The following is a 23,740-nucleotide window of genomic DNA, read 5'->3' as shown; positions in this document are numbered from 1 at the left end:
TTTAATAAGAAAGGAATTGGTTATATGGACAAAAAGCAATTACGATGGTTTACCGTCGGGTTAATTGCCTTTAACATGGTCTGGGGTCTTGGAAATGTTGTGAATAATTATGCACAACAAGGGATTTCAGTAGTCACTTCATGGCTTTTGATTTTAGTTTTATATTTTATTCCCTATGCGTTAATCGTAGGACAGTTAGGTTCAACATTTAAAGACAGTAATGGTGGGGTTAGTTCGTGGGTGCAAAATACCAGTACTAAACGTCTAGCCTATTATGCAGCATGGACTTATTGGGTAGTGCACATTCCTTACTTGGCACAAAAACCACAAGCAATTTTAATTGCCTTAGGTTGGGCAGTTCAAGGGAATGGAAACTTAGTCAATACGATGCCAATTGTAACGGTATCATTTATTTCATTAATAATTTTCTTGGTTTTCTTGTTATTATCAACAAAAGGGTTAACCACCTTAAAAGTTATTGGTGGTTTAGCTGGAACCGCCATGTTTGTGATGTCTATTTTATTCATTTTATTAGCGGTAGGCGCACCATTTATTAATTCAACGGTTGAATTTGCGACGCCAAACATGTCACAAGTCAGCACCTATATTCCTAAATTTGACTTTAGTTATTTTACAACCGTATCAATGTTAGTTTTTGCGGTAGGTGGCGCTGAAAAAATTTCTCCTTACGTAAATGCAACTAAAAATCCAGCCAAAGAGTTCCCTAAAGGAATGATTTTCCTAGCAGCAATGGTTGGTTTATCGGCTGTTTTAGGTTCATTTGCAATGGGAATGTTATTCTCAAGTGACAATATTCCTAAAGATTTAATGGCAAATGGTGCCTATAGTGCCTTCCAAAAATTAGGCGCGTATTATGGTGTCGGTAATCTCTTAATGATTGTTTATGCGTTAACGAATACAGTGGGTCAAGTGGCTGCGTTAGCCTTTTCAATTGATGCTCCACTGAAAATTCTTTTAGCTGAAGCAGATCCAGAATTTGTTCCAAGTTGGTTACGTAAACGTACGAAAAAAGGTACGTTAATTAATGGTTACTTATTAACAGGTATTTTAGTAAGTATTATTATCGCTTTACCAATGTTTGGGTTGAAGGACATGAACGAAGTGGTTAAATGGCTAACTAACTTAAATTCTGTAGTTATGCCAATGCGTTACTTATGGGTCTTCTTTGCCTATATGCTTCTAAACAAAGCATACAAACAATTTAATTCAGAATATAAATTTGTTAAAAATCCTAAAATTGGTTTTGTGTTTGGTCTTTGGTGTTTCCTATTTACAGCCTTTGCTTGTATCCTAGGAATGGTGCCTAAATTTGAGTATGCTTCAGACCCTCAAGGCTGGTTGTTCCAATTAGCTTCTAACATTGTGACACCAATCGTCTTAATTCTATTAGGAATGATTTTACCAGCAATTGCACGTCGCGAGAAAAAAGACACGATTTTGCCAATTGATTCAGCAGAATAATTGGTTACATGTCCAAGGATAAAATAGTCAGTTTAAGTATTTTACGTGAGATAAATGGTCAATAGGACTGTTTATCTCACGTTTTTTTTTCTGTCGATTTTTCTCTAAAATTTCTATTGTCTCTTAAAAATATGAGAAAATCAGAAGAATTTCTCCTGTATACTAAAAGTATCTATCATTAAAAAATGGTTATTAACGGAGAAAAAGGAAGTGAATCTCATGACTAAAACACTTGAAACACAACCAGAAGAGAAAACGGTCTTTCTTTGTAAAGAAACGAATCCAGATTTTTTAGGACGAGAAATTTATGCAGATAATGTTGAAACACCGTATAATTTTTACTTAATTCGCAAGCTTTATTTAGCGAAAGAGTATCAAAATTTAGCAGAAGGGGAACAATTTTTTGAGGCTTTATGTGAAAGTTGGGATGAATCAGAACAGTTTGAAGAGTTAATTGTTAAAAAGATTTATGTTTATGTTGAAACGGAGTTAATGTACTACACTGTTTATTTTGGAAGTTTTGAGCCGACCACTCGTGACTTACGATCCGCACTGAAGCAATGGATGTATGAAATACCAACAACTAAAAATAAAAAAACAGTCCGTATGAATGAAACCAATGTGCAAGTAGTGCCGCAAGAAAATCAATTAACGGAATTAGCTGGTGAAATTGCTGTCTTACGTGAAATGTTGACACTTTTAAAAGAAAATTTAGCCTCCTTAAATGAAGCCGTTAATCAAACGAGAAATCCCGTCATTTCTAGACAAATAAAAACGATCCATTTGAAAAGAGCTTCTCCTGTAATAGCCGCAGAACAGGCATCGCTGAAAGTATCAGAGGATACTAATCTGGAACAACCAGACGTCAATCTATCACCTGATAATCTGGAAAATCAAGAAGGTGAAACAACTGTAGCAACAAGTGAAGCAGTGCTTCCCGTTAACAAACTAGTGCTTGAAGAACCAGCGAAAGAACCAGTGTTATCTGAACCAGCGCCAATTAAAGAAGCGCTGCCAGAAAAAAAACAAGAAAACCAGCAGAGTACCGCGGCAAAACCTTTATTTACTTTTCCACAAGAAACAGAAAAAAGCTCGCTAAATTCAGTAAATAAGTCTGCCGAAAAAGAAGAGGAGCAGAAGCCAGAAAAAGAAGCTGTCTCTATGGAAAGTGAGAAAGAAAATTCATCAAGTCGGACAATTCCTGCGGACTTTCAACGACAATTGGACGAACTAGAAGAGGAAATTTATCGTCGCTTTATGAGTCGCCAGTTAGAGGATACTGATGGAAATCAAGCAGTACCGAAAATAACGATTGAAAAAAGACAGTTAGAAGCACAAATGTTTGAAGCAAAAGCATTCTCACAATCATTTAAACAAGTTCAAAAGAAAAAGGCAGGAGACGTGCGAATTTGCAATCAGTTAAGTTGTATGAAATTAGAAAAAGGATTAGATAAATTTTTAGACGAAGTTACAGAATATGTTGAAAAGCGGACACTATTTAATAAAAAGGTTCGTTGTCCGCTCCCAGTAATCAGAGAATTGGAAGGCTATGGGCAATTAAACCAGTATATGCAGAAAATCCTTGACTGTTATTAATCGTTTATTTAGGAGAAGGTAAGACAAAACCGTTCAGTTTATCAGCTTTTAAGCCTGAAACAAAAATCACTTTGGATTTTTGTTTCAGGCTCTTTCTTATTATTTCTGGAAAAGATTTCAAGAGAATTTTTGAAATACTAGTGAAAATCCTATAAATTGTAGTATAATTTTCAAAGATGAATGAAAGGCGTGAAGTCATTGAAAGACAAACAAGTGTATGCAGTAGTTGACCTTGAAACGACTGGAACAGATCCTACAAGTGATCGGATTATTCAGTTTGGATGCGTTCTCGTTCAAGATGGAAAGATTATTGCGAACTTTGCGACAGATGTGAATCCCAATCAAGTAGTACCAAAACAAATTCAAAGTTTAACGGGGATTAGTAATACGCAAGTTCAAAAAGCGCCTTATTTTGAAGATGTAGCACATACAATTTATCATTATCTGGAAGATACTATTTTTGTGGCGCATAACGTCCACTTTGATTATAATTTTTTAGCTCGTGAACTGGTACGGTGTGGCACGCCGCCACTTACTATTCCAGCCATTGATACAGTGGAATTGGCACAGATTTTTTTACCGACAGAAAAAAGTTTCCGTTTAAGTGATTTGTCGGAAAGCTTAGGTTTGTCTCATGAGAATCCCCATCAAGCAGATAGTGATGCGCAGGTTACAGCCGAACTTTTGTTATTAATTCAAGAAAAAATGAAATCTTTACCATTAGTCACTATGGAAAAAATTGCGGAATTAAGTCAACAGACAGCGCGGGAAACCAGTACTTTTATTCAACAAACGTATGAACAAATGAAAAAACAAGTCACACCATTAAATCCAGCTTATCAAGTGGTCAGTGGCATTGCTTTACGCAAAAAAGAAGTTCCTCTTTTTGAAGAAACGTTCTATCAGACTAGTACGTATCCCAAAACTAAAAAAGCCAAAGAAAAACTGTTTGGCGAATGTTTCGCTTATCGTGCGGAACAGAGTCGGATGATGAATTTAGTCTATGATCATTTTACAGAAGGAACGACAAAAGATTTATTTATTGAAGCGGCGACTGGAACGGGAAAAACATTAGGCTATCTGTTGCCGATGAGCTATTTAGCAACGCCAGAAAAACCAGTCATCATTTCAACAGTTTCGATTGTTTTACAAAATCAATTAGTGGAAAAAGATTTACCATTAGCCAATCAAATCTGCCAAGGGAAATTACGAGGCATTGTTATTAAAAGCCATCGACACTATCTTGATTTACAACGCTTTAAGGCAACGTTGAATCAGCCAACTCCGCAAAAACAATACGCTCTTTATCAAATGGGCGTTCTCGTCTGGTTGCTAGAAACAGAAACGGGCGATTTAGATGAACTACAATTGACGAATTTAAATCATTTATTCTGGAAAGAAGTTACACATCGCGGATTGGATTTTCTTTCAAAAAAAGATGAACTTTATGAAGTTGACTTTTTAAGACATCTGTATAAAAAAGTCGCTCAAAGTAACGTGTTGATTGTTAATCATGCATTTTTGGCGCAAGAGTCGCTAAGAAAACAACCGTTATTACCTGAAAGTCCGTGGCTAATTATTGATGAAGCACATCATTTACCAGACATCGCTAGTCGGATGGCAAGCGAACGAGTAAACAGTGTGATACTAAAAAAACAAGTCACGCATTTTATTGAAAAAGAACAACTTTTTGTTGCTTTACAGCAAATTTTTCAACAGTTTTCTGAAGAGCAGCGGCTTGTAAAAATTTATCAGCAAGGTTTACTGGATTTTGTGGATGAATGGCAAGATTTTCTTTTTGAACTGCATCGTTTATTTAGTAAAACGCAGAAGCGAATAGACCATCAGGAGTTGCTTTTAACCAAAGAACGTATTGATTATTTATCTGCTGCGAGAGAAAAACATAGTCAAACGCTCCAGCTTTTACTGCAGGAGCTGTTGACTATTCAAAGTAAGTTACAGCAAACAATTATGAGTCAGTTGGAAACCTTTAGTTTGGCTGATCGCATCGTTTTTGTTCGCTTGTTTCAATTTTTTGATGAAATTGAACGTATTCATCACTGTTTTACCATTTATCTTGATGATTGGCGTCCACGTTGGGTAAAAGAATATTTACCACAAAATGAAGACCATGGCTTGATTGAAATTCATGACTTAGAAGCTAGTTTGCTTCCTGAAACAAAGTGGTATCCGCGGTATGAACGAATTATTTATACAAGCGGCACATTGAAGTTTGGCAACAATAAAAAGTATTTACCGCAACGGTTAGGTTTAACAGAGGTGACGTTCAAAACCCTGCCAACGCCATATAACTATGCAGAAAATGCGCGAGTCTATGTACCGGAAGAAGCAGTAGCCATTCAAAATGCCTCTTCCTATGAAATGGGTCAATACATTTCAGATACCATTGAAAAATTGATGGCGCAAGAGGAACGTTCGATGTTGGTTCTTTTTACTTCGCATGAATTATTGTCCACCGTGTATCATCAAGTCCAGCCGAGATTATTGGAAAAAGGACAAGAGGTCCTCGCCCAAGGGATTAGCGGCAGTCGTGAAAAAATTCTTAAACGGTTCTCTAATGGAAAACCAAATGTCTTGCTAGGAGCCGATAGCTTTTGGGAAGGTGTGGACTTACCAGGAACAGCTTTACAGTTATTGATAGTCACGCGTTTACCTTTTGAAAACCCGAAACGACCACTTGTGCAAGCAAAATATGCGTATTTAGAAGCAGAAGGGATACAACCATTTGCTCAAGAAGCGGTACCGAAAGCAGCCTTACGTTTGCGACAAGCACTGGGCCGTTTAATCCGTTCTGAAGAAGACAGAGGGGCATTGCTGATTCTGGATCGTCGTTTAGTCACTGCAAAATATGGCAAACGATTAATCAAAGCGTTTCCTAAGGGACTCTCAGTAAAAGAAGCGCCCATGCCTGAAATTTTAGAAGAATTAAAGGAATTTTTAAACAAATAATCGATTATTTTTAGGTCATATTTGTGAAAGGCCGCTATTTTTCTGCTATAATAAGACCCAGTAAGTTTAGAGAGGATGGAAGGATTTTTGGAGGAATTAGAAGAAAAGAAAGAGAAGAAACGGATTACTGTCCTTTTAACCCTATTGGCAATCCTTTTAGCAATTCTTGTAACAATAATTATCTTTTTTGTACGAACCAATCAACCAATGGCTCAAGCCAAAAAAGAAGCAACCGCAATTGCCAAAACTTCTGCTAATTTAGAAACAGTTGATAAATTTTACTGGTTTACACGCAAAAATACGTATTTTACTTTAACCGGCAAAAATGATAAAGGCACAGAGATTGTCGTGATTGTCCCTAAATCGGGAGAAAAAGTCACGGTCTTAAATCAAAAAGATGGTCAAACTGAACAACAAATAACAGACATTGTTGCTAAAGCCCATCCCGATGAATCGGTGATGAAAGCTACGTTAGGGCTTTATGATAAGCGCCCTGCATGGGAAGTGGTCACCGAAAATGATCAAGGAGTACTAACATATTATCTTATGAGCTTTGATAAAGGCGAAGAGATCAACGTTGTCAAAGATATTTAATTTAGATAGGTTTTGATGAAAGTGGGAGTGAAAGGTGTATGAACGTATCAAATCGAGCACAGCAATTGACTCCTTCTGTTACATTAGCAGCTGCCGCCAAGGCGAAAGCATTAAAAGCAAAAGGTGTAGATGTTTTAAGCTTAACGGTTGGGGAACCAGATTTTGTAACCCCGAAAAATATTCAAAAAGCAGCAATTGCTTCAATTGAGGATGGAAGAGCAAGTTATTACACACCTTCTGGCGGCATTCCTGAATTAAAGCAAGCAATTGTCTCTTATGTGGAACGAGAATATCAACTTCGTTATCAACCCAAGCAAGTTATTGTGACAGATGGTGCCAAATATGCGCTGTATCTATTATTTCAAGCCATTTTGAACGTTGGGGACGAAGTGATTATCCCTGTCCCTTATTGGGTAAGTTATGGTGAACAAGTCAAATTAGCAGAAGGCAAGCCAGTATTTGTATCAAGCACGCAAGAGCAATCATTTAAAGTGTCAGTCGCACAATTAGAAGCTGTACGAACGGACAAAACAAAAGCAATCATTTTAAATTCACCATCTAACCCAACTGGTGTTATTTATACGGAAGAAGAATTACGCCAAATTGGTGAATGGGCAGTTGCTCATAATATCCTCATTATTGCAGATGATATTTATGGTCGTTTGGTGTACAATGGACATCGGTTCACACCAATTGCAACCATCTCAGAAGCAATTCGTCAACAGACAATCATTATTAATGGTGTTTCCAAAACATATGCAATGACAGGCTGGCGCATTGGTTTTGCAGTCGGTGATGAAAAAATTATTCAAGCAATGACACAACTCGCTTCACAATCCACCAGTAATCCAGTCGCAGTTAGCCAATATGCGGCAATTGAGGCTTTAACAGGTGAACAGTCGACAGTTGAAGACATGCGTCAGGCCTTTGAAAAACGCCTGAATCATATCTATCCAAAAGTAGCAGCTTTGCCAGGTGTTTCGCTAATAAAACCTGAAGGCGCCTTTTATCTATTCCCGAATGTCAAAAAAACGTTAGAAATTTGTGGGTATGATAACGTGACTAACTGGGTGGAAGATTTATTACAAGAAGCGCATGTTGCTCTGGTAACGGGAGAGGGCTTTGGTGCACCAGAACATGTGCGGATGAGCTATGCGACAGATTTAATGACGTTAGAAAAAGCGATTGAGCGAATGAATGACTTTATAGAAAAGAAACGAATTCAGCACAACGCCTAAAAGAATAAACTAAAAAATGAACGGAGAGACAAACGTGGAACAAATTCAAATTATTGATTCAAACAAACATGTTGGAGAAACAGTAAAAATTGGCGCTTGGATTGCTAACAAACGCTCAAGCGGGAAAATTGCCTTTTTACAATTACGTGACGGGACAGCCTTTTTCCAAGGTGTCGTGTTCAAACCAAACTTCATTGAAGCCTTTGGTGAAGAAGCTGGTACAGAAAAATTCCAAGAAATTAAACATTTATCACAAGAAACAGCAGTCATGGTTACTGGTGTTATCAAAGAAGATAGCCGTTCTAAATTCGGCTATGAAATGGATATCACTGATTTAGAAGTCGTTGGCGCTTCAGAAGATTACCCAATTACGCCGAAAGAACACGGCACAGATTTCTTAATGGATCATCGTCATTTATGGTTACGTTCAAGCAAACAACATGCGATCATGTTAGTTCGTAACGAAATTATTCGTGCTACTTACGAGTTCTTTAACGAACAAGGATTCATTAAAATTGATAGCCCAATTTTAACAGGCTCAGCACCAGAAGGCACAACAGAATTATTTGAAACAGATTACTTCGGACAACCAGCATTCTTATCACAAACAGGTCAATTATATGCAGAAGCTGGTGCGATGGCATTTGGAAAAGTCTTTACTTTTGGACCAACTTTCCGTGCGGAAAAATCCAAAACTCGTCGTCACTTAACGGAATTCTGGATGATTGAACCAGAAATGGCATACACAACTCATGAAGAATCACTAGATATTCAAGAAGCCTACGTAAAACATTTAATTAAATCGGTATTGAAAAATCAACAATATCCATTGGATGTTTTAGAACGTGATACAGCGTTACTGGAAAAATATGTTTCGGAGCCATTCAAACGTATTACTTACGATGATGCGATTGAGTTATTACAAAAAGAAGAAGCAAACAATGATTATGATCACATTGAATGGGGCGAAGACTTTGGTAGCCCACATGAAACCTTTATTTCAAATTACTATGGCGTTCCAACATTCATTTTAAATTATCCAAAAGCAATTAAAGCCTTCTATATGAAACCACATCCAACACGTGAAGATGTTGTAATTTGTGCCGATTTAATTGCACCAGAAGGTTATGGTGAAATTATCGGTGGTTCAGAGCGTGCAACTGATTATGATTATTTGAAAGAAAAAGTAGCTGAGTTTGGCTTATCAGAAGAAGAGTACAGCTGGTATTTAGATTTACGTAAATACGGTTCTGTTCCACATTCTGGCTTCGGATTAGGTTTAGAACGTGCTGTTACGTTCATTACTGGTAATGAACACATTCGTGAAGCGATTCCGTTCCCACGTATGTTAAACCGTATTTATCCATAGAGAACAAATAAAAAAAAGAACTTCAGCAAAAGCCGAAGTTCTTTTTTTAATTCTGCCATAATTTTTGCATCTGGTCCAAAATATCAATGACTTCTGTCGTGAAAAATAAGGAGCGGTTGGGTTGAGTACCTTTGATTGCTTCAACCATATTGTAGATTTCATAATTCATGGCTTCAGCTGAGTACCCAGAAACGATGGTCTCAACCGTACCGTCATTGTAGTGAACGATTGCTTCATCTGCACGTGGATAATCTGTAATGGTAATATAGGCATCTTCCAAAGCAACAATTCCTTGCTTTGGCATTTTTGCTTGGAATGTTAATGAAATAGTAGCCAACTCATTTTCTTTATTCCGAAGCAATGTCACCGATTGTTCATCAACGCCAGTAGAGAAGGGAACCATGCTAGAAGCTAAAACGTCTGGCTGTGAGCTGAGAAACCAACGAGCAAACGAAACCGCATAAGTACCAATATCTAACAATGCGCCGCCTGCTAAGTCAGGATTAAAAAAGCGATTTTTAGGATCGGGTTCTTTGTAACTTCCAAATGGTGCTTGAATCATTTTTAACTGACCAAATTTGCCAGCATCCATCAAGCGACGTAATTCGTCGTATAGTGGCATGTTAAAAATAGTCATGGCTTCTGCTAAAATAAGGTCATTTTTTTCTGCAACTGCCAAGGCTTGTTTTAATTCTGCCGCGTTCATCGTAATAGCTTTTTCACACAACACATGTTTTCCGGCCTGGAGCGCTTTTAAAATGTGTTCAGCATGTTGTTTATTTGGCACTGCTATATAAACAACATCGATTGTTTCATCTGCTAGCAATTCTTCATAAGAACCATAGGCTTTAGGGATTGAATAATCAGCGGCAAATTGTTCTGCTTTAGTCAATGTCCGTGAAGCAACAGCTGCAAGTTGGCTAGTTTCTTGTTTAAACGTTGAAGCAAATTCGTGGGCAATCCCACCTAATCCGACGATGCCCCATTGATATAATTTTTTTGTCAAAAGAAGTCCTCCTAATCTATGCAATTTCTTCAAATCTTCTTCATTATTTATTATACTGTAAACAAGAGAAATTAGAAAACAAGGACAATTTTGTAAATATGATAAAATCCAGAGATAAAAAGATGCTTTTTTTAGAGAATTTCAGTAAAATAGAAAATGGAGGCGAATGATTATGCATCAAGTTTATGTAGATATTATTGTTGACGCAATTATTGAACAGTATCAAACAGAAGAAAATTTTTACTCCGCTTATCAAATTCAAGCAGCCGATTGGCAAGCTTGGAAAGAAGGCCAATTTGGTTTGGACAATGAAGTCATGCAAAAAATTAAGAATTTGTTTACGGATTATGAGTGGATGCTGACTCAAAAAATACTCCGCCAAACCATCTTATTTCCGGAAAAACGTAACCTAGCTGTTTCGGAATATAAACGGTTAAAAACAACAATTGCCAAAAAATGGCTACAATCTGATTTGGGCGTTGTAGAATTAATTCCTAACAATAAACAAGAACAAGAAATTGCTGCTGGTTATATTGATTTGAAAGTGACGCTGGCCTATGGTGAATGGGGTTTTGATGATATTATTACATTCCGGTTACCAGCTACGATTCAACGACAATTGGAAGGTTCAAAAGTTGAATTATTAGATTGGGTCAATGAAAATCTGATGGATACTTACGTAGGTGAATAACGAATAGGAAGGATGGTCTTTTGAAATACACAATTGCTGGGATTTTATCTGTGATTATTATGTTTGGTGCGGTAATTTTTGTCTTTTTTGGCAAAAAGCCAGTTGAAGAATCTGTTCACACATCAACTGAAACAACAGTGAAATCATCCACTAAAATTTCTAAAAGTAGTACAGTTTCTTCAACTGCTACCACTGAATCAAGTACTGAAATCACGAGCGTAAGCAGTGATGAAAGTTGATAATTTTCTGTGAAAATGATACAATTATTCGGTTATAGTAACAAATGAAATCAATCACGAAAGTGAAAGATAGTGAAACATTTTATCGGAAAATAAAAGATGAAGTGGGGAATTAATGAAGTGAGCAACTATCAGAAAAAAAGAAAAAAGCAGCTGAATTTGCCAAAGTTATTCTTAGGCGTAGTTGTCGTCGGTTTGGCCTTTGTCTTTTCGTTATCTGTCCTTTCTGATTCAGATAAGGGACAAAGCGAGTCAGTCAATCGCCAAAATGAAAACATCTCAAAAGAAGAATTTGTTGCTGAAATCACACCGTATGCACGTGAATTACAAGAATCTTACGGGGTATTACCAAGTATTATTATGGGACAAGCAGTTTTAGAATCAAATTTTGGACAAAGTCAATTAGCATCGAAATATAACAATCTTTTTGGGATTAAAGCATATGGCAATCAACCAAAAGTCAATTTAGAAACAAAAGAGTATGTCAATGAGGTCTGGATTACAATTCAGGGTGATTTTCGAGTTTATGACAATTGGGAAGAATCCATGCGAGATCATACCAAGTTATTTGTTGATGGGGTCGATTGGGATCCAAATTTATATGAAAAAGTCTTGTTAGCCAAAAATTATAAAGAGGCTGCACAAGCGCTTCAAGATGCTGGATACGCAACGGATCCTACATACGCTGATAAGATCATTCATGTAATTGAAGAATACAATTTAAATAAATACGACCGTTAAGCATGGAGGAACGATGACAATGAGCGAAAAGTGGATTCCAGAAATTATGACGCCGCTGAAACAAGATATTGTAAAAATGCCAGAGATTATTCGGCAAGCCAGTGGCATTAAAATTTTTGGCCGTAAAATAAAATCAATTATTTTTACGACAGATATTGCGATTATCCGCAATACGGATGCACAGGCAGTGATTGCTGTATATCCTTTTACACCGCATCCAGCGATTACAAAAGGCATTATTGAAGCAGCGGATATTCCTGTCTTTTCAGGAGTCGGCGGCGGTTTAACGCAAGGCATGCGTTCTGCTTATATGAGTTTATTTGCAGAAGCACAAGGCTCAATGGGTGTCGTTTTGAATGGTCCTACACCAATTGAAACAATTAAAATGGTGGATGAAGCAATCGATATTCCTATTATCAGCACAGTAACTTCTATTCATACGCCAATTGATGAAAAACTTGCGGCTGGCGTGGATATGATTAATATCAGTGCAGGAAAAGACACTGCAGCCACCGTACGCTATTTCCGTGGCAAGTATCCAGAATTACCGATTATTGCAACAGGAGGACCAACTGAATCGAGTATTCATGAAACCATTATCGCTGGAGCGAATGCTATTACATATACGCCCCCTAGTAACGGTGAATTATTCAGCAAAAAAATGAAAAAATATCGTGAACAAGAAAAAGCAACCGATGAAGAATAAAAAACGCTTTGGCAGCCGATCCTGCCAAAGCGTTTTTGGCTATTTAATGTTCGTTTTTACGGAACAATGGAAGAATGAACCAATTATTTGAAAATTCTAATGAAAAAAAGTTGTTAAACCATTGAAAGTTAGAGATTTTTGTACTATCCTAGAGAAACATAGAAGCTTGTATAAGGTCAAAATACGGTTGACCGTCTCTACCCAGCACCGTAAATGCTGGTCTATAAGTGAAGAAGAGCGGATAGCCCTTTTTTGCTTTGGCAAAATGGGCTTTTTTCTTTTGTTAGAACACGAATATAAATAGCACTTTGTTTTATTTCGTTCGTTTTTAACGAACCGTCCTTTCCTCAGGATGAGAACAAAGCATCTATCGAAAAATAAGTAAAGGAGTTCATATTGTGAAGGAATTAGTCGAACGTATTAAAAATGATGGCCGTGTATTAGGTGAAGGTGTTTTAAAAGTAGATAGTTTTATTACGCACCAAGTGGATCCAGAATTGATGGAGGCTATGGGTAATCGTTTTGCTGAGGTTTTCGCAGAAGCAGGCATTACCAAAGTAATTACAATTGAAGCATCAGGAATCGCTCCTGCCTTATACGCAGCGCAAAAATTAGGCGTGCCAATGATCTTCGCGCGTAAGGCAAAAAGTTTAACCATGGATGAAGAGCTTTTAACAGCTTCAGTTTATTCATTTACAAAACAAGTGACAAGTCAAATTTCCATTTCAAGAAAATTTTTATCTGATGCTGATAAAGTGTTGATTATTGATGACTTTTTAGCTAACGGACAAGCTGCCAAAGGATTGGTAGAATTATGCCAACAGGCTGGTGCAAAGGTTGAAGGAATTGGTATCGTAATTGAAAAATCATTCCAAGATGGTCGTCAGTTATTAGAAGACATGGGCTTAAATGTAGTCTCTTTAGCACGTATTGCTTCATTAAGTGAAGGAACGGTGACGTTTTTAGAGGAGGATGCATAATCTTGGAAACAAAACAATTGAATACACCACAACAGACGGAAACACCAAATGGGAAAGCCGCCGTTTTAGGATTGCAACATTTATTAGCGATGTATGCTGGAGCAGTTGCCGTACCTTTATTAATCGGAACCGGCTTGAATTTTGATTCGCAACAAATGACGTATTTGATTTCAATCGATATTTTTATGTGCGGCGTTGCGACACTTTTACAATTAACGGTGAATAAGTTTTTTGGGATTGGCTTGCCAGTCGTTTTAGGTTGTGCCATTCAAGCAGTTGCGCCTTTAATCATGATTGGTACGAACAAAGGGGTTGGTGCAATTTACGGTTCAATTATTGCTTCGGGCATTTTTGTCGTTCTTATTGCAGGATTTTTCTCAAAAATTAAACGTCTATTTCCGCCTTTAGTCACCGGCACAGTCATTACAGTTATTGGTTTGACCTTAATTCCTGTTGCTGTTGAAAAAATGGGTGGCGGCTTAGCAACGGACAAAAGTTTTGGTGATCCTAAAAACTTGCTACTCGCATTTGTAACAATTGCCTTAATCATTGTTGTGCAAGTTTGGGGACGTGGCTTTATCAAGTCAATTGCCGTGTTAATCGGCCTAGTCGGCGGCACAATTTTAGCTGCGTTTCTGGGATTAGTGGATTTATCTCCTGTTGGTCAAGCTACGTGGTTTCATTTTCCACAGCCATTTTATTTTGGCAAACCAACGTTTGATCTTTCTTCTATTGTGTTGATGATTATTATTTCAATTGTTAGTATGGTTGAATCAACAGGTGTTTATTTTGCCTTAGGAGATATTACAGGGAAGAAAATTGGCGAAGATGATTTACGTCGTGGGTATCATGCAGAAGGTTTAGCCGTCATTTTAGGGGGGATTTTTAATACGTTTCCTTATACAGGTTTCTCTCAAAATGTCGGGTTAGTTCAATTGTCTGGGATCAAAACACGTCGACCAATTTATTTTTCTGCTTTTTTCTTAATTATTTTAGGCTTATTACCAAAAATTGGTGCGATGGCCCAAATTATCCCAGAGCCAGTTTTAGGTGGCGGAATGCTGGTTATGTTTGGAATGGTGGCTGTCCAAGGAATGCGCATGTTGTCAAAAGTTGACTACTCAAATGACAAAAATTTATTAATTATTGCCATCTCAATTGGCTTTGGTTTAGGCTTTAATATTATGCCGACGCTCTTTAATAAAGTACCAGAAACTGTTAGCATGTTTACTGGTAATGGAATTGTCATGAGCAGCATTACCGCAATTATTTTAAATCTTTTATTCAATGGTTTAAAAGAAACCTCAGAAAGTAACGAATAGTTTCAAAAAAGTATGATAGATAAGGTCAGGTGGCTTTTCTTTCATACTTTTTTGACCTCATCATCGTTTAGAAAAATTTAATGTTTTCATCAATCTGAAGAGAAAAAGAGAAAAAAGCTTGGTTACAAAGAGACGAGTAGTAAGTTACCGCTGTTTTATCCTAAAGTATGTTAATAAATTCTGATGAGAAAACCTAATGGAAACACTGCTGGCACTTGAAGTTGAGCCTTTTTCCTTGTATCATGTAAAAAGAGCACTCTTAAAGGCTAGACTGCGACGAGAAACCGCAGAAGGATTTTAAGGATAAAACTGTGATGGAAAGTTGTGATGAACTTGGATAAACCACTATTACCTGGTCAAGTGATTGGTATCATTGGTGGCGGACATTTAGCAAAAATGATGGCCCTTAGTGCAAGAGAAATGGGGTTTCGAGTGGGTGTGCTAGATCCACAAATTGATTGTCCTGCTGCACAAGTTGCCGATTGGCAATTATTAGGAGCATATAATGATCCTGAAGCGTTAGAGAAATTGGCAAAACGTGCCCAAGTGATTACGTATGAATTTGAACATGCAGATGTTGATGCGTTAACAGCGATTCAACATTTAGCGAATATACCACAAGGAACAGACATTTTAGCGATTACGCAAGATCGTTTAATGGAAAAAAGTTTCTTGGAAGATAATAATATTGTAATTGCACCTTATGCAACGATTGTTAGTCCGACTGATATTCAAGAAGCAATTGATGGCATTGGTTATCCGTGTATCTTGAAGAATACGCGAGGGGAAGGTCGTTATGTACTACATAGTACTTCAGACTTAGCGCCATCCATGAATCTTCTGAGAGAAGGAACCTGTGTCTTGGAAGCTTGGATTCCTTACGAAAAAGAATTATCTGTTCTGATTTCTGGTAATGGTCGTGGCGAATTTGCGACATTTCCAGTTGTGGAAACAATTAAAAAAGAGCGTAAGCTACATGAAACGATTGCGCCAGCCCGAATTGATGACGAAGTCAGTGGCGAGTTGCAACGAATTGCTAAGGTGATTGCTAAAGCAGTTGGTTTAGTCGGCACCCTTTCAATTGAAATGTTTTATACAGAAACAGGCGGGATTTATGTAAATAAAATTTTACCTCGTCCAGAAGATGCTGGGAATTTTTCAATAGATGCTTGTTCTTTTAGCCAATATGATACGCATATTCGTGGTTTATGTAATTGGCCAATGCCAACGATTCAACTGTTGTCTGAAGCAGTCACGGTCAATGTGCTTGGAAATGAGGCCTATGAAACGATGGACATTATTAATGAACATCCAGATTGGCATTTCCACTATTATGGCCACAGTGAAGCAAAAGCGCAACGAGCGATGGGGCATATTACTATATTAACCAAAGAAATCGATGAAACACTGGAAGAAATTAAAGAAACAAAGATTTGGTCGTAATTATTTTTCAAAAATTGAGGAGTAAAGAGGGGATAAGGCACAATGATTGATCGTTATACAAGACCCGAAATGGGCGCAATTTGGACAGATGAGAACCGCTACAAGGCATGGCTAGAAGTTGAAATTTTGGCGGATGAAGCTTGGGCAGAACTTGGCGAAATTCCTAAAGAAGATGTACAAAAAATCCGAGAAAATGCATCATTTGATGTTGCACGTATTTTAGAAATTGAAGCAGAAACACGTCATGATGTTGTCGCTTTTACCCGTGCCGTTTCAGAAACGCTTGGTGAAGAGCGAAAATGGGTGCACTATGGGTTAACCAGCACAGATGTTGTGGATACTGCCTATGGTTATCTATTGAAACAGGCGAATGATATTTTACGGAAAGATTTACAAACATTTACGGAGATTGTCGGAGCCAAAGCCAAAGAGTATAAACATACGGTCATGATGGGAAGAACGCATGGTGTTCATGCAGAACCGACTACATTTGGTTTGAAATTAGCGTTGTGGTATTCTGAAATGAAACGCAACATTGAACGTTTTGAACATGCAGCCAAAGGTGTCGAAGCGGGTAAAATCAGTGGAGCCGTAGGTACCTTTGCCAATATTTCACCATTTGTTGAAGAATATGTTTGCGAACATTTGGGGATCCGTGCTCAAGAGATTTCGACACAAGTTTTACCACGTGATTTACATGCAGAATATGTTTCTGCCATGGCATTAATTGCGACAAGTATTGAAAAATTTGCAACAGAAATTCGTGGTCTACAAAAATCAGAAACACGTGAAGTAGAAGAATTTTTTGCAAAAGGACAAAAAGGATCTTCGGCAATGCCGCATAAACGGAATCCAATTGGTTCTGAAAATATGACTGGTTTGGCACGTGTGATTCGTGGTCATGTCATTACTGCCTTTGAAAATGTGAGTTTATGGCATGAACGAGATATTTCTCACTCGTCTGCTGAACGGATTATTATTCCCGATACGACGATTTTACTAAATTACATGTTGAATCGTTTTGGTAATATTGTCAAAAACTTAACGGTCTTCCCAGAAAATATGAAGCGTAACATGGATGCGACCTATGGACTAATTTATAGCCAACGTGTCTTGTTAAAATTGATTGATCATGGCATGACACGTGAAGAAGCGTATGATCTGGTTCAACCAAAAACAGCTTACGCATGGGATCATCAAACGGCGTTCCGTCCGTTGCTAGATGCGGATGAAAAAATTACATCTGTCTTATCAAAAGAAGAGCTAGATGATGCCTTTGATTACCATTATCATTTAAAAAATGTTGACACGATTTTTGAACGTGTTGGTTTAGGATAAAAAGAAAGCGAGAAGAAGGATGATTCTTCTCGCTTTTCTCTTATAATGTTATAAACTGAAGGATTAAAAAACAAACGTATTGTTAAATACGTTTGTTTTTTTCTATACTTTTTTCGATTTATCCTTTATAATGTAACTTAAATAGTTACATTAACTATTTAATGAAAACAAAGGAGGAGAAGTATGGATAAACAACAGCGAGGCATTCAAGTGATTAGAATTTGGCTAGGGGTGACGATGCTAATTCATGGAGTGATGAAAGTAACGTCATTGGAAGATACTTTAGCGTTTTTTGGTAGTATTGGTTTGCCAAGTCTTTTTGTTTATGGTGTAGCAGCAATTGAATTAATTGGTGGATTATTTATGATTATTGGCTTTTTAATTCCTTTGGTATCAGTAGGATTCATAGCAGTTTTAGTCGGAGCTATTTTTTCTTTTGGCTTGGCAAGTGGTTTTAGTGGTTATGAGTACGAATTATTTTTAGCGATAACCAGTTTGGCTATTTTGGTTAGCTATGCCGATAAAAAGTATCTTACGTTAAAACTTTATTTTTAATAAATCAAAGCAATAAAGAGTTGGTCAAACTAGTTGTGATTGCGAAAAAAGCCCTAAAACAGTGATATTTAGTTGTTTTAGGTTTTTTTTATCAAAAAGGTCAAAAAAGGTCAATTTATTCATTGACCTTTACTGACCAATTAGGTATAATAAATCTATAAGGTTTACGAATACCTTAACTTTTGAAGAAATCCATCAAAAGTCGGATAATAATAATTGTAAAGAATGTTAAAATAAAAAAGACAAAACAATAAACGGGAGGGATCGTTTATGAATATTGAAAAAATGACAACCACGCTACAAGAGGCGATTGCTGAAGCTCAAAAAGTTGCGGTGACACGGCAACATCAAGAAATTGATATCGCACATTTATGGAAAATTTTTCTTCAACCAAACCATTTTGGACGTAATTTTTACACAGATGCTGGTTTAGATGTTGACGCATTTGAACGAGAAGTAGATAACGCGTTAGATGAATATCCAAGTGTGGCGGGCGGTAATGTGCAATATGGTCAAAATTTAAGTCAAAATTTGTTCCATTTATTGCAAGAAGCTGATTCACTTCGAGAAGAATTCCAAGATGAATTTTTATCAACCGAAATTGTACTTTTAGCTTTAATGAAATTGAAAAATTATCGTTTAACAAAATATTTAATGCAACAAGGCATTACGGAAAAAGAGTTAAGAAAAAATATTGAAGAGATGAGAGGAGGAGATCGTGTGACTTCTCAAAACCAGGAAGAACAATATAAAGCACTAGAAAAATACGGTGTTGACTTAGTACAACAAGTAAAAGCAGGAAAACAAGATCCAATCATTGGTCGTGACGAAGAAATTCGTGACGTTATTCGGATTTTATCAAGAAAAACTAAAAATAATCCAGTCTTAATTGGTGAACCAGGTGTTGGTAAAACAGCGATTGTTGAAGGATTAGCACAACGAATCGTTCGTAAAGATGTTCCTGAAAACTTAAAAGATAAAACCATTTTTTCTTTAGATATGGGTGCCTTAATTGCGGGAGCAAAATTCCGTGGCGAATTTGAAGAACGGTTAAAAGCTGTTTTAAAAGAAGTGAAAAAAAGTGATGGCAAAATCATTTTATTCATTGATGAAATTCATAATATCGTCGGAGCTGGTAAAACTGAAGGCAGTATGGACGCCGGGAATTTATTAAAACCGATGCTAGCACGTGGTGAATTGCATTTAATCGGTGCCACAACGCTTGATGAATATCGCCAATATATGGAAAAAGATAAAGCCTTAGAACGTCGTTTCCAAAAAGTATTAGTCAAAGAACCAACAGTAGAAGATACAATTTCTATTTTGCGTGGCTTAAAAGAACGATTTGAAATTCACCACGGCGTGAATATTCATGACAATGCTTTAGTTGCTGCCGCTACTTTATCCGATCGCTATATTACTGATCGTTTCTTACCAGATAAAGCGATTGACTTAGTCGATGAAGCAAGCGCAACGATTCGAGTGGAAATGAATTCGATGCCAACAGAGCTCGATCAAGTAACACGTCGGTTAATGCAACTAGAAATTGAAGAAGCGGCCTTGAAAAAAGAATCGGATGATGCAAGTAAAAAACGGTTAGCCAACTTGCAAGAAGAATTAGCAGATTTGCGTGAAGAAGCCAACTCAATGAAAATGCAATGGGAAACGGAAAAAGAAGAAGTTAATGCGGTTTCCAATAAACGTGCAGAGATTGATAAAGCAAAACACGAATTAGAAGATGCTGAAAATAATTATGATTTAGAACGAGCTGCTGTTTTGCGTCATGGAACAATTCCGCAATTAGAACATGAATTGAAAGAATTGGAAGAAAAGAACGCTAAAGATAACGTCAAAATGGTACAAGAATCGGTTACTGAAAACGAAATTGCGCAAGTGGTCGGTCGTTTAACTGGCATTCCTGTGACAAAATTAGTTGAAGGCGAACGAGAAAAATTAATGAAACTGAATGAAACATTACACAAACGTGTGATTGGTCAAGATGAAGCCGTCGATGCTGTTAGTGATGCGGTGATTCGTTCAAGAGCAGGCTTACAAGATCCAAATCGCCCACTTGGTTCGTTCCTTTTCCTAGGACCAACTGGTGTTGGTAAAACAGAACTTGCTAAAGCTTTAGCTGAAGATTTGTTTGATTCTGAAGATCATATGGTACGGATTGACATGAGTGAATACATGGAAAAACATGCCGTGTCTCGTTTGGTTGGTGCCCCTCCAGGCTATATTGGTTATGAAGAAGGTGGCCAGTTAACAGAAGCTGTTCGTCGAAACCCTTATACAATTGTCTTATTAGACGAAATTGAAAAAGCGCACCCAGATGTCTTTAATATCTTATTACAAGTTTTAGATGATGGTCGTTTGACAGATTCTAAAGGTCGGGTCGTTGATTTTAAAAATACGGTTTTAATTATGACAAGTAACATCGGCTCTCAGCTTTTATTGGAAGGTGTGACACCTGAAGGAACAATTCCAGAAGAAGTTGAAAATCAAGTCATGAATATTCTAAAAGGACACTTTAAACCAGAGTTCTTAAACAGAATTGATGATACTATTTTATTTACACCATTAAGCTTGGATAATGTGAAAGGAATCATTGGTAAAATGACCGCACAACTTGCTCATCGTTTAGAGCAACAAGAAATTGTGTTGGAAATCACTGATGAAGCTAAAACATGGATTGCTGAAAATGGGTATGAGCCAGCTTATGGAGCTCGTCCGTTAAAACGTTTCATTACTCGCGAAGTCGAAACACCATTAGCAAAAGAAATTGTTTCTGGTCGAGTAATGCCAAAAACAAAAGTCACGATTAGTCTATTAGACAATCAATTAGTTTTTGAAAATGAACCAATAGAAGAAGTATAAAAATAATTTTTAAATAGAAATTCATGCTAATGGATTTGGTGGATACAACAAGTTAAAAAATATAGAGAAAGTGCGCTTCCTAAGAAAAGGGGGTGCGCTTTTTTGAGCGTTGTGAAATAAAAACTAGAATTAGACGATTATTATTTAAGGAAGAAGTATATTCATTAAAAAACTTCAGGTTTTCTTGAAACCAAAGCAGAAGTTTGATTTCAATTTTTAAAAGGGAATGCAGATGAGGTGGATATTAGAAAGACTTTCTACGTATTGAACACTTTAAAAGTTGGTTACTATTAGTTTTTTCAAATAAAGAAGATAATGAGTGTTTAAAAAAGGAAGTAGTTATTTTTTCAATACCAACATGGGAGATATAAGGTAATCAAAATAGCAAAAGTATTGAAATAAAGAGATATTGTATTCAGTAGCAAATGACTCTGACTTTAATAAAAAGTATAAAGAAATTTTTAATAGAGCAGATTTTTATGCTCTATTTTTTGTTGCTTTTAATACAATGCAATTGGCCGTTACCTACCAAGTTCTACTTTTATCAGAATGTGAAATATCATCTAATTTTGTAGTAAAAAGTTGTCCATAAATAATTGGCAAATTATTTCTTAATGGTGTATCTTGCTATTGAGATAAAAAGCTAGCCTATTCCACTTTTCTGGGACAGAATAATATTGGCTTTTCCGTTTTCTCAAGAACATCTTTATTAAACTTTAAAAAAATATTGACATATCTTTTTATCTAAATAGTGAGAAATACCTACGCTGTTTCGATGTTTGTGAACAATGTTTATTTGTAAGTAAAAGCTATAATGTAAAAAAACAATTATTTGAGGACTATTATTTTACGTTAAATTGAAGGATTGAAAAAGGTATAAGTTGGTTTTGCGTAGACTAGGGGAATCTATATATCAATCACAATAACGCATTTTTTATTATTTATTAGTGAAAAAAACTATCTTTTAGATAAATCATAAACAAATTTTTGATTTGCTTAATTTTATAATTAGAATAGAAAATATATTGACTATTATAGAAACAATGGTTAAAATTAAATTAAGATTATAAATAGATAGGAGTTTAAGGTGGAATTGATAGGTATTTTATTATCTTTGTCTTTTTTAGTTTTAATGAGTTTTAAAAGAGTGAATATAGTTGTAGGAACAATAGTTTCTAGTTTTATTGTTATTTTTACCAATAAAATGGATATAGAGATTGCATTTTTTGGAGAAACTAATTCTTATATAGCCGGAATAAAAGAGTTTGTAGGGAATTATATAATTCTTTTTCTGTTAAGTTCTATACTATCAAGTTATTTTTTAGAATCAGGTGCATCTGAATGCATCGCAGAAAAAATTATTTCAAAGATAGGTGTGAAAAATAGATTTTCTATGTTAATTGTTTTATACAGTATAAGTGCTTTGCTAACATATGCGGGGATTAACATCTTTGTAGTATTTTTTATTCTAATACCAATGAGTTTTCAATTATTTAAAAAAGTGAATATTCCTTGGGAAATGGTAACATTACCTATTTTTCTTGGTGGGGCAACATTCACAATGACTATGTTACCAGGAAGTCCATCAATCCAGAATAATATTCCAATAAAATATTTAGGAACTTCTGTTTTTTCAGCTCCAGGTATAGGCTTAATAAGCTCAATAGTTTGTGTACTTTTTTCTATTTTCTTTATGAGTAGGGAACTTAAGAAACAAAAAAATAATAACTATGTGTATCCAAAAGTCTTTGAAAAATCAAATAATCAATTAAAAAAAATAAGTCTTTTTGCTTCGGTCATACCTGTAATAATTTTATTTTCAACTATAAGTCTATTTGGGATATTTTCAGATGTAAACGGAGTATATCCAGCAATGGTTTTATCAATAATATATTTTATGATAGTTCATAGGGATATGGATGCGCTGAACAGAGGAGTGATGAATGCTTTTGCACCGTTAATCTATACAGCTTCGTCTATGGGATTTGGCAATGTAATAGCTGAATCAGATATTTTCAAAAATTTTTTTCAACTACTTTCGAATAATAGTAATTCCATTGTGAGTTTAAATCTCATATCAATTTTTTTTGGTGGGATGACGGCTTCTTCTTCAAGTAGTATTGCAATTATAATGGAGAACTTTAGTTCATATTATTTAGATTCTGGTATTCCTAAGGAAGTTATTCATAGAATAGGCGTTATGTCATCAGCTGTTTTAGCAAATATGCCATACTGTGGTATCGTATCTGCCGTATTCAAAATGTCTGAAATAGATTATAAAAGAGGATTTAGGTATGTATTTTTAGGATTCACAATTGCTCATATTTTTTCATTAATAATTGCTAATATACTTGTATATTTTTTTTATTGAAGTAAAAAAAATTTGCTTAGTTAGTAGTAACATCTGTTAACAATTTAAAATTATTTAACATTACATATGCAGAAATTTTTGAGAAAAATCCTTGAAAGATACTATTAAAATATAATAATTATACTTCGTATAATTGATTTTGAAAGAGAAAATATGAGGGAAGTTAACATTATCATATTCTGTAAGAATATTAATAAATGGTTTTTAAATCTGAATAAAAAA

18 protein-coding genes and 1 riboswitch are annotated in these 23,740 nt (G+C 36.0%); of the genes, 17 read left to right on the top strand and 1 reads right to left on the bottom strand.

Features of this window, described 5'->3' with window-relative positions; translation table 11 throughout:
* Positions 1 to 24 precede the first annotated feature (24 nt).
* From IGK27_RS09105 to asnS, 6 genes are all read left to right on the top strand, one after another.
* Complete coding sequence (locus IGK27_RS09105) at positions 25 to 1,482, top strand: amino acid permease (protein WP_002356790.1); 1,458 nt, start codon at positions 25 to 27, stop codon at positions 1,480 to 1,482.
* Between the two features lie 219 nt (positions 1,483 to 1,701).
* Complete coding sequence (locus IGK27_RS09100; protein WP_002385773.1) at positions 1,702 to 3,078, top strand: hypothetical protein; 1,377 nt, start codon at positions 1,702 to 1,704, stop codon at positions 3,076 to 3,078.
* A gap of 180 nt (positions 3,079 to 3,258) precedes the next feature.
* Positions 3,259 to 6,048 (top strand): ATP-dependent DNA helicase DinG, encoded by a 2,790-nt coding sequence (locus tag IGK27_RS09095; RefSeq protein ID WP_267589392.1) that lies wholly within the window; start codon positions 3,259 to 3,261, stop codon positions 6,046 to 6,048.
* Between the two features lie 75 nt (positions 6,049 to 6,123).
* Positions 6,124 to 6,642, top strand: coding sequence for a DUF5590 domain-containing protein (locus IGK27_RS09090; protein ID WP_002382785.1), 519 nt, complete (start codon positions 6,124 to 6,126; stop codon positions 6,640 to 6,642).
* A gap of 38 nt (positions 6,643 to 6,680) precedes the next feature.
* Positions 6,681 to 7,880: a pyridoxal phosphate-dependent aminotransferase gene (locus IGK27_RS09085; RefSeq protein ID WP_002359774.1), complete on the top strand. Its 1,200-nt coding sequence runs from the start codon at positions 6,681 to 6,683 to the stop codon at positions 7,878 to 7,880.
* Between the two features lie 16 nt (positions 7,881 to 7,896).
* On the top strand, positions 7,897 to 9,249 hold the full coding sequence (gene asnS, locus IGK27_RS09080; protein WP_002376912.1) for an asparagine--tRNA ligase: 1,353 nt from the start codon (positions 7,897 to 7,899) through the stop codon (positions 9,247 to 9,249).
* A 46-nt stretch (positions 9,250 to 9,295) separates the two neighbouring features.
* On the opposite strand, the gene IGK27_RS09075 is transcribed toward asnS, so the two are convergent.
* Complete coding sequence (locus IGK27_RS09075; protein WP_033626423.1) at positions 9,296 to 10,255, bottom strand: Gfo/Idh/MocA family protein; 960 nt, start codon at positions 10,253 to 10,255, stop codon at positions 9,296 to 9,298.
* A 166-nt stretch (positions 10,256 to 10,421) separates the two neighbouring features.
* Here IGK27_RS09075 and IGK27_RS09070 point away from each other — a divergent pair, with 166 nt between their 5' ends.
* The 11 genes from IGK27_RS09070 (at position 10,422) to IGK27_RS09020 (ending at position 23,518) form a co-directional block, all read left to right on the top strand.
* The gene (locus IGK27_RS09070) at positions 10,422 to 10,946 is read left to right on the top strand and encodes a hypothetical protein (protein ID WP_002382789.1); all 525 of its coding nucleotides are present in this window, start codon (positions 10,422 to 10,424) and stop codon (positions 10,944 to 10,946) included.
* A gap of 59 nt (positions 10,947 to 11,005) precedes the next feature.
* On the top strand, positions 11,006 to 11,185 hold the full coding sequence (locus IGK27_RS09065; protein WP_033626439.1) for a hypothetical protein: 180 nt from the start codon (positions 11,006 to 11,008) through the stop codon (positions 11,183 to 11,185).
* A gap of 99 nt (positions 11,186 to 11,284) precedes the next feature.
* Positions 11,285 to 11,926 carry a glycoside hydrolase family 73 protein gene (locus IGK27_RS09060; protein ID WP_002366997.1) on the top strand — a complete coding sequence of 214 codons (642 nt, stop codon included), beginning with the start codon at positions 11,285 to 11,287 and terminating at the stop codon, positions 11,924 to 11,926.
* 19 nt (positions 11,927 to 11,945) lie between these two features.
* Positions 11,946 to 12,632: a hydrolase gene (locus IGK27_RS09055; RefSeq protein ID WP_002356802.1), complete on the top strand. Its 687-nt coding sequence runs from the start codon at positions 11,946 to 11,948 to the stop codon at positions 12,630 to 12,632.
* A gap of 146 nt (positions 12,633 to 12,778) precedes the next feature.
* Positions 12,779 to 12,876, top strand: a riboswitch (purine riboswitch).
* Between the two features lie 154 nt (positions 12,877 to 13,030).
* Positions 13,031 to 13,612 (top strand): xanthine phosphoribosyltransferase, encoded by a 582-nt coding sequence (locus IGK27_RS09050; RefSeq protein WP_002356804.1) that lies wholly within the window; start codon positions 13,031 to 13,033, stop codon positions 13,610 to 13,612.
* 2 nt (positions 13,613 to 13,614) lie between these two features.
* Positions 13,615 to 14,934 (top strand): nucleobase:cation symporter-2 family protein, encoded by a 1,320-nt coding sequence (locus tag IGK27_RS09045; protein ID WP_002382793.1) that lies wholly within the window; start codon positions 13,615 to 13,617, stop codon positions 14,932 to 14,934.
* A 327-nt stretch (positions 14,935 to 15,261) separates the two neighbouring features.
* Positions 15,262 to 16,377 (top strand): 5-(carboxyamino)imidazole ribonucleotide synthase, encoded by a 1,116-nt coding sequence (gene purK, locus IGK27_RS09040; RefSeq protein WP_002382795.1) that lies wholly within the window; start codon positions 15,262 to 15,264, stop codon positions 16,375 to 16,377.
* A gap of 42 nt (positions 16,378 to 16,419) precedes the next feature.
* Positions 16,420 to 17,715, top strand: coding sequence for an adenylosuccinate lyase (purB, locus tag IGK27_RS09035; protein ID WP_002356808.1), 1,296 nt, complete (start codon positions 16,420 to 16,422; stop codon positions 17,713 to 17,715).
* A 183-nt stretch (positions 17,716 to 17,898) separates the two neighbouring features.
* Positions 17,899 to 18,270 carry a DoxX family protein gene (locus IGK27_RS09030; RefSeq protein WP_002362881.1) on the top strand — a complete coding sequence of 124 codons (372 nt, stop codon included), beginning with the start codon at positions 17,899 to 17,901 and terminating at the stop codon, positions 18,268 to 18,270.
* Positions 18,271 to 18,540: 270 nt separating this feature from the next.
* Positions 18,541 to 21,147: an ATP-dependent chaperone ClpB gene (clpB, locus tag IGK27_RS09025; protein ID WP_002362158.1), complete on the top strand. Its 2,607-nt coding sequence runs from the start codon at positions 18,541 to 18,543 to the stop codon at positions 21,145 to 21,147.
* Between the two features lie 1,087 nt (positions 21,148 to 22,234).
* A complete protein-coding gene (locus IGK27_RS09020; RefSeq protein WP_236722035.1) occupies positions 22,235 to 23,518 on the top strand; it encodes a GntP family permease in 1,284 nt (427 codons plus the stop codon).
* Positions 23,519 to 23,740: the final 222 nt, after the last annotated feature.

Origin of the sequence: Enterococcus sp. DIV0236 (genome assembly GCF_050558525.1) — a bacterium.
GTDB classification, from domain to species: Bacteria; Bacillota; Bacilli; order Lactobacillales; family Enterococcaceae; genus Enterococcus; species Enterococcus faecalis.
Note: the sequence above shows the minus strand (reverse complement) of the source record. Positions and strands in the feature narration are given on the sequence as shown.

What these genes read in the sequence shown, in the direction of transcription:
- IGK27_RS09105 (WP_002356790.1), top strand. Translation starts at nt 25, where the DNA reads ATGGACAAAAAGCAATTACGATGGTTTACCGTCGGGTTAATTGCCTTT.
- IGK27_RS09100 (WP_002385773.1), top strand. Translation starts at nt 1,702, where the DNA reads ATGACTAAAACACTTGAAACACAACCAGAAGAGAAAACGGTCTTTCTT.
- IGK27_RS09095 (WP_267589392.1), top strand. Translation starts at nt 3,259, where the DNA reads ATGAAAGGCGTGAAGTCATTGAAAGACAAACAAGTGTATGCAGTAGTT.
- IGK27_RS09090 (WP_002382785.1), top strand. Translation starts at nt 6,124, where the DNA reads ATGGAAGGATTTTTGGAGGAATTAGAAGAAAAGAAAGAGAAGAAACGG.
- IGK27_RS09085 (WP_002359774.1), top strand. Translation starts at nt 6,681, where the DNA reads ATGAACGTATCAAATCGAGCACAGCAATTGACTCCTTCTGTTACATTA.
- asnS (WP_002376912.1), top strand. Translation starts at nt 7,897, where the DNA reads ATGAACGGAGAGACAAACGTGGAACAAATTCAAATTATTGATTCAAAC.
- IGK27_RS09070 (WP_002382789.1), top strand. Translation starts at nt 10,422, where the DNA reads ATGATTATGCATCAAGTTTATGTAGATATTATTGTTGACGCAATTATT.
- IGK27_RS09065 (WP_033626439.1), top strand. Translation starts at nt 11,006, where the DNA reads ATGTTTGGTGCGGTAATTTTTGTCTTTTTTGGCAAAAAGCCAGTTGAA.
- IGK27_RS09060 (WP_002366997.1), top strand. Translation starts at nt 11,285, where the DNA reads ATGAAGTGGGGAATTAATGAAGTGAGCAACTATCAGAAAAAAAGAAAA.
- IGK27_RS09055 (WP_002356802.1), top strand. Translation starts at nt 11,946, where the DNA reads ATGAGCGAAAAGTGGATTCCAGAAATTATGACGCCGCTGAAACAAGAT.
- purK (WP_002382795.1), top strand. Translation starts at nt 15,262, where the DNA reads ATGAACTTGGATAAACCACTATTACCTGGTCAAGTGATTGGTATCATT.
- purB (WP_002356808.1), top strand. Translation starts at nt 16,420, where the DNA reads ATGATTGATCGTTATACAAGACCCGAAATGGGCGCAATTTGGACAGAT.
- IGK27_RS09030 (WP_002362881.1), top strand. Translation starts at nt 17,899, where the DNA reads ATGGATAAACAACAGCGAGGCATTCAAGTGATTAGAATTTGGCTAGGG.
- clpB (WP_002362158.1), top strand. Translation starts at nt 18,541, where the DNA reads ATGAATATTGAAAAAATGACAACCACGCTACAAGAGGCGATTGCTGAA.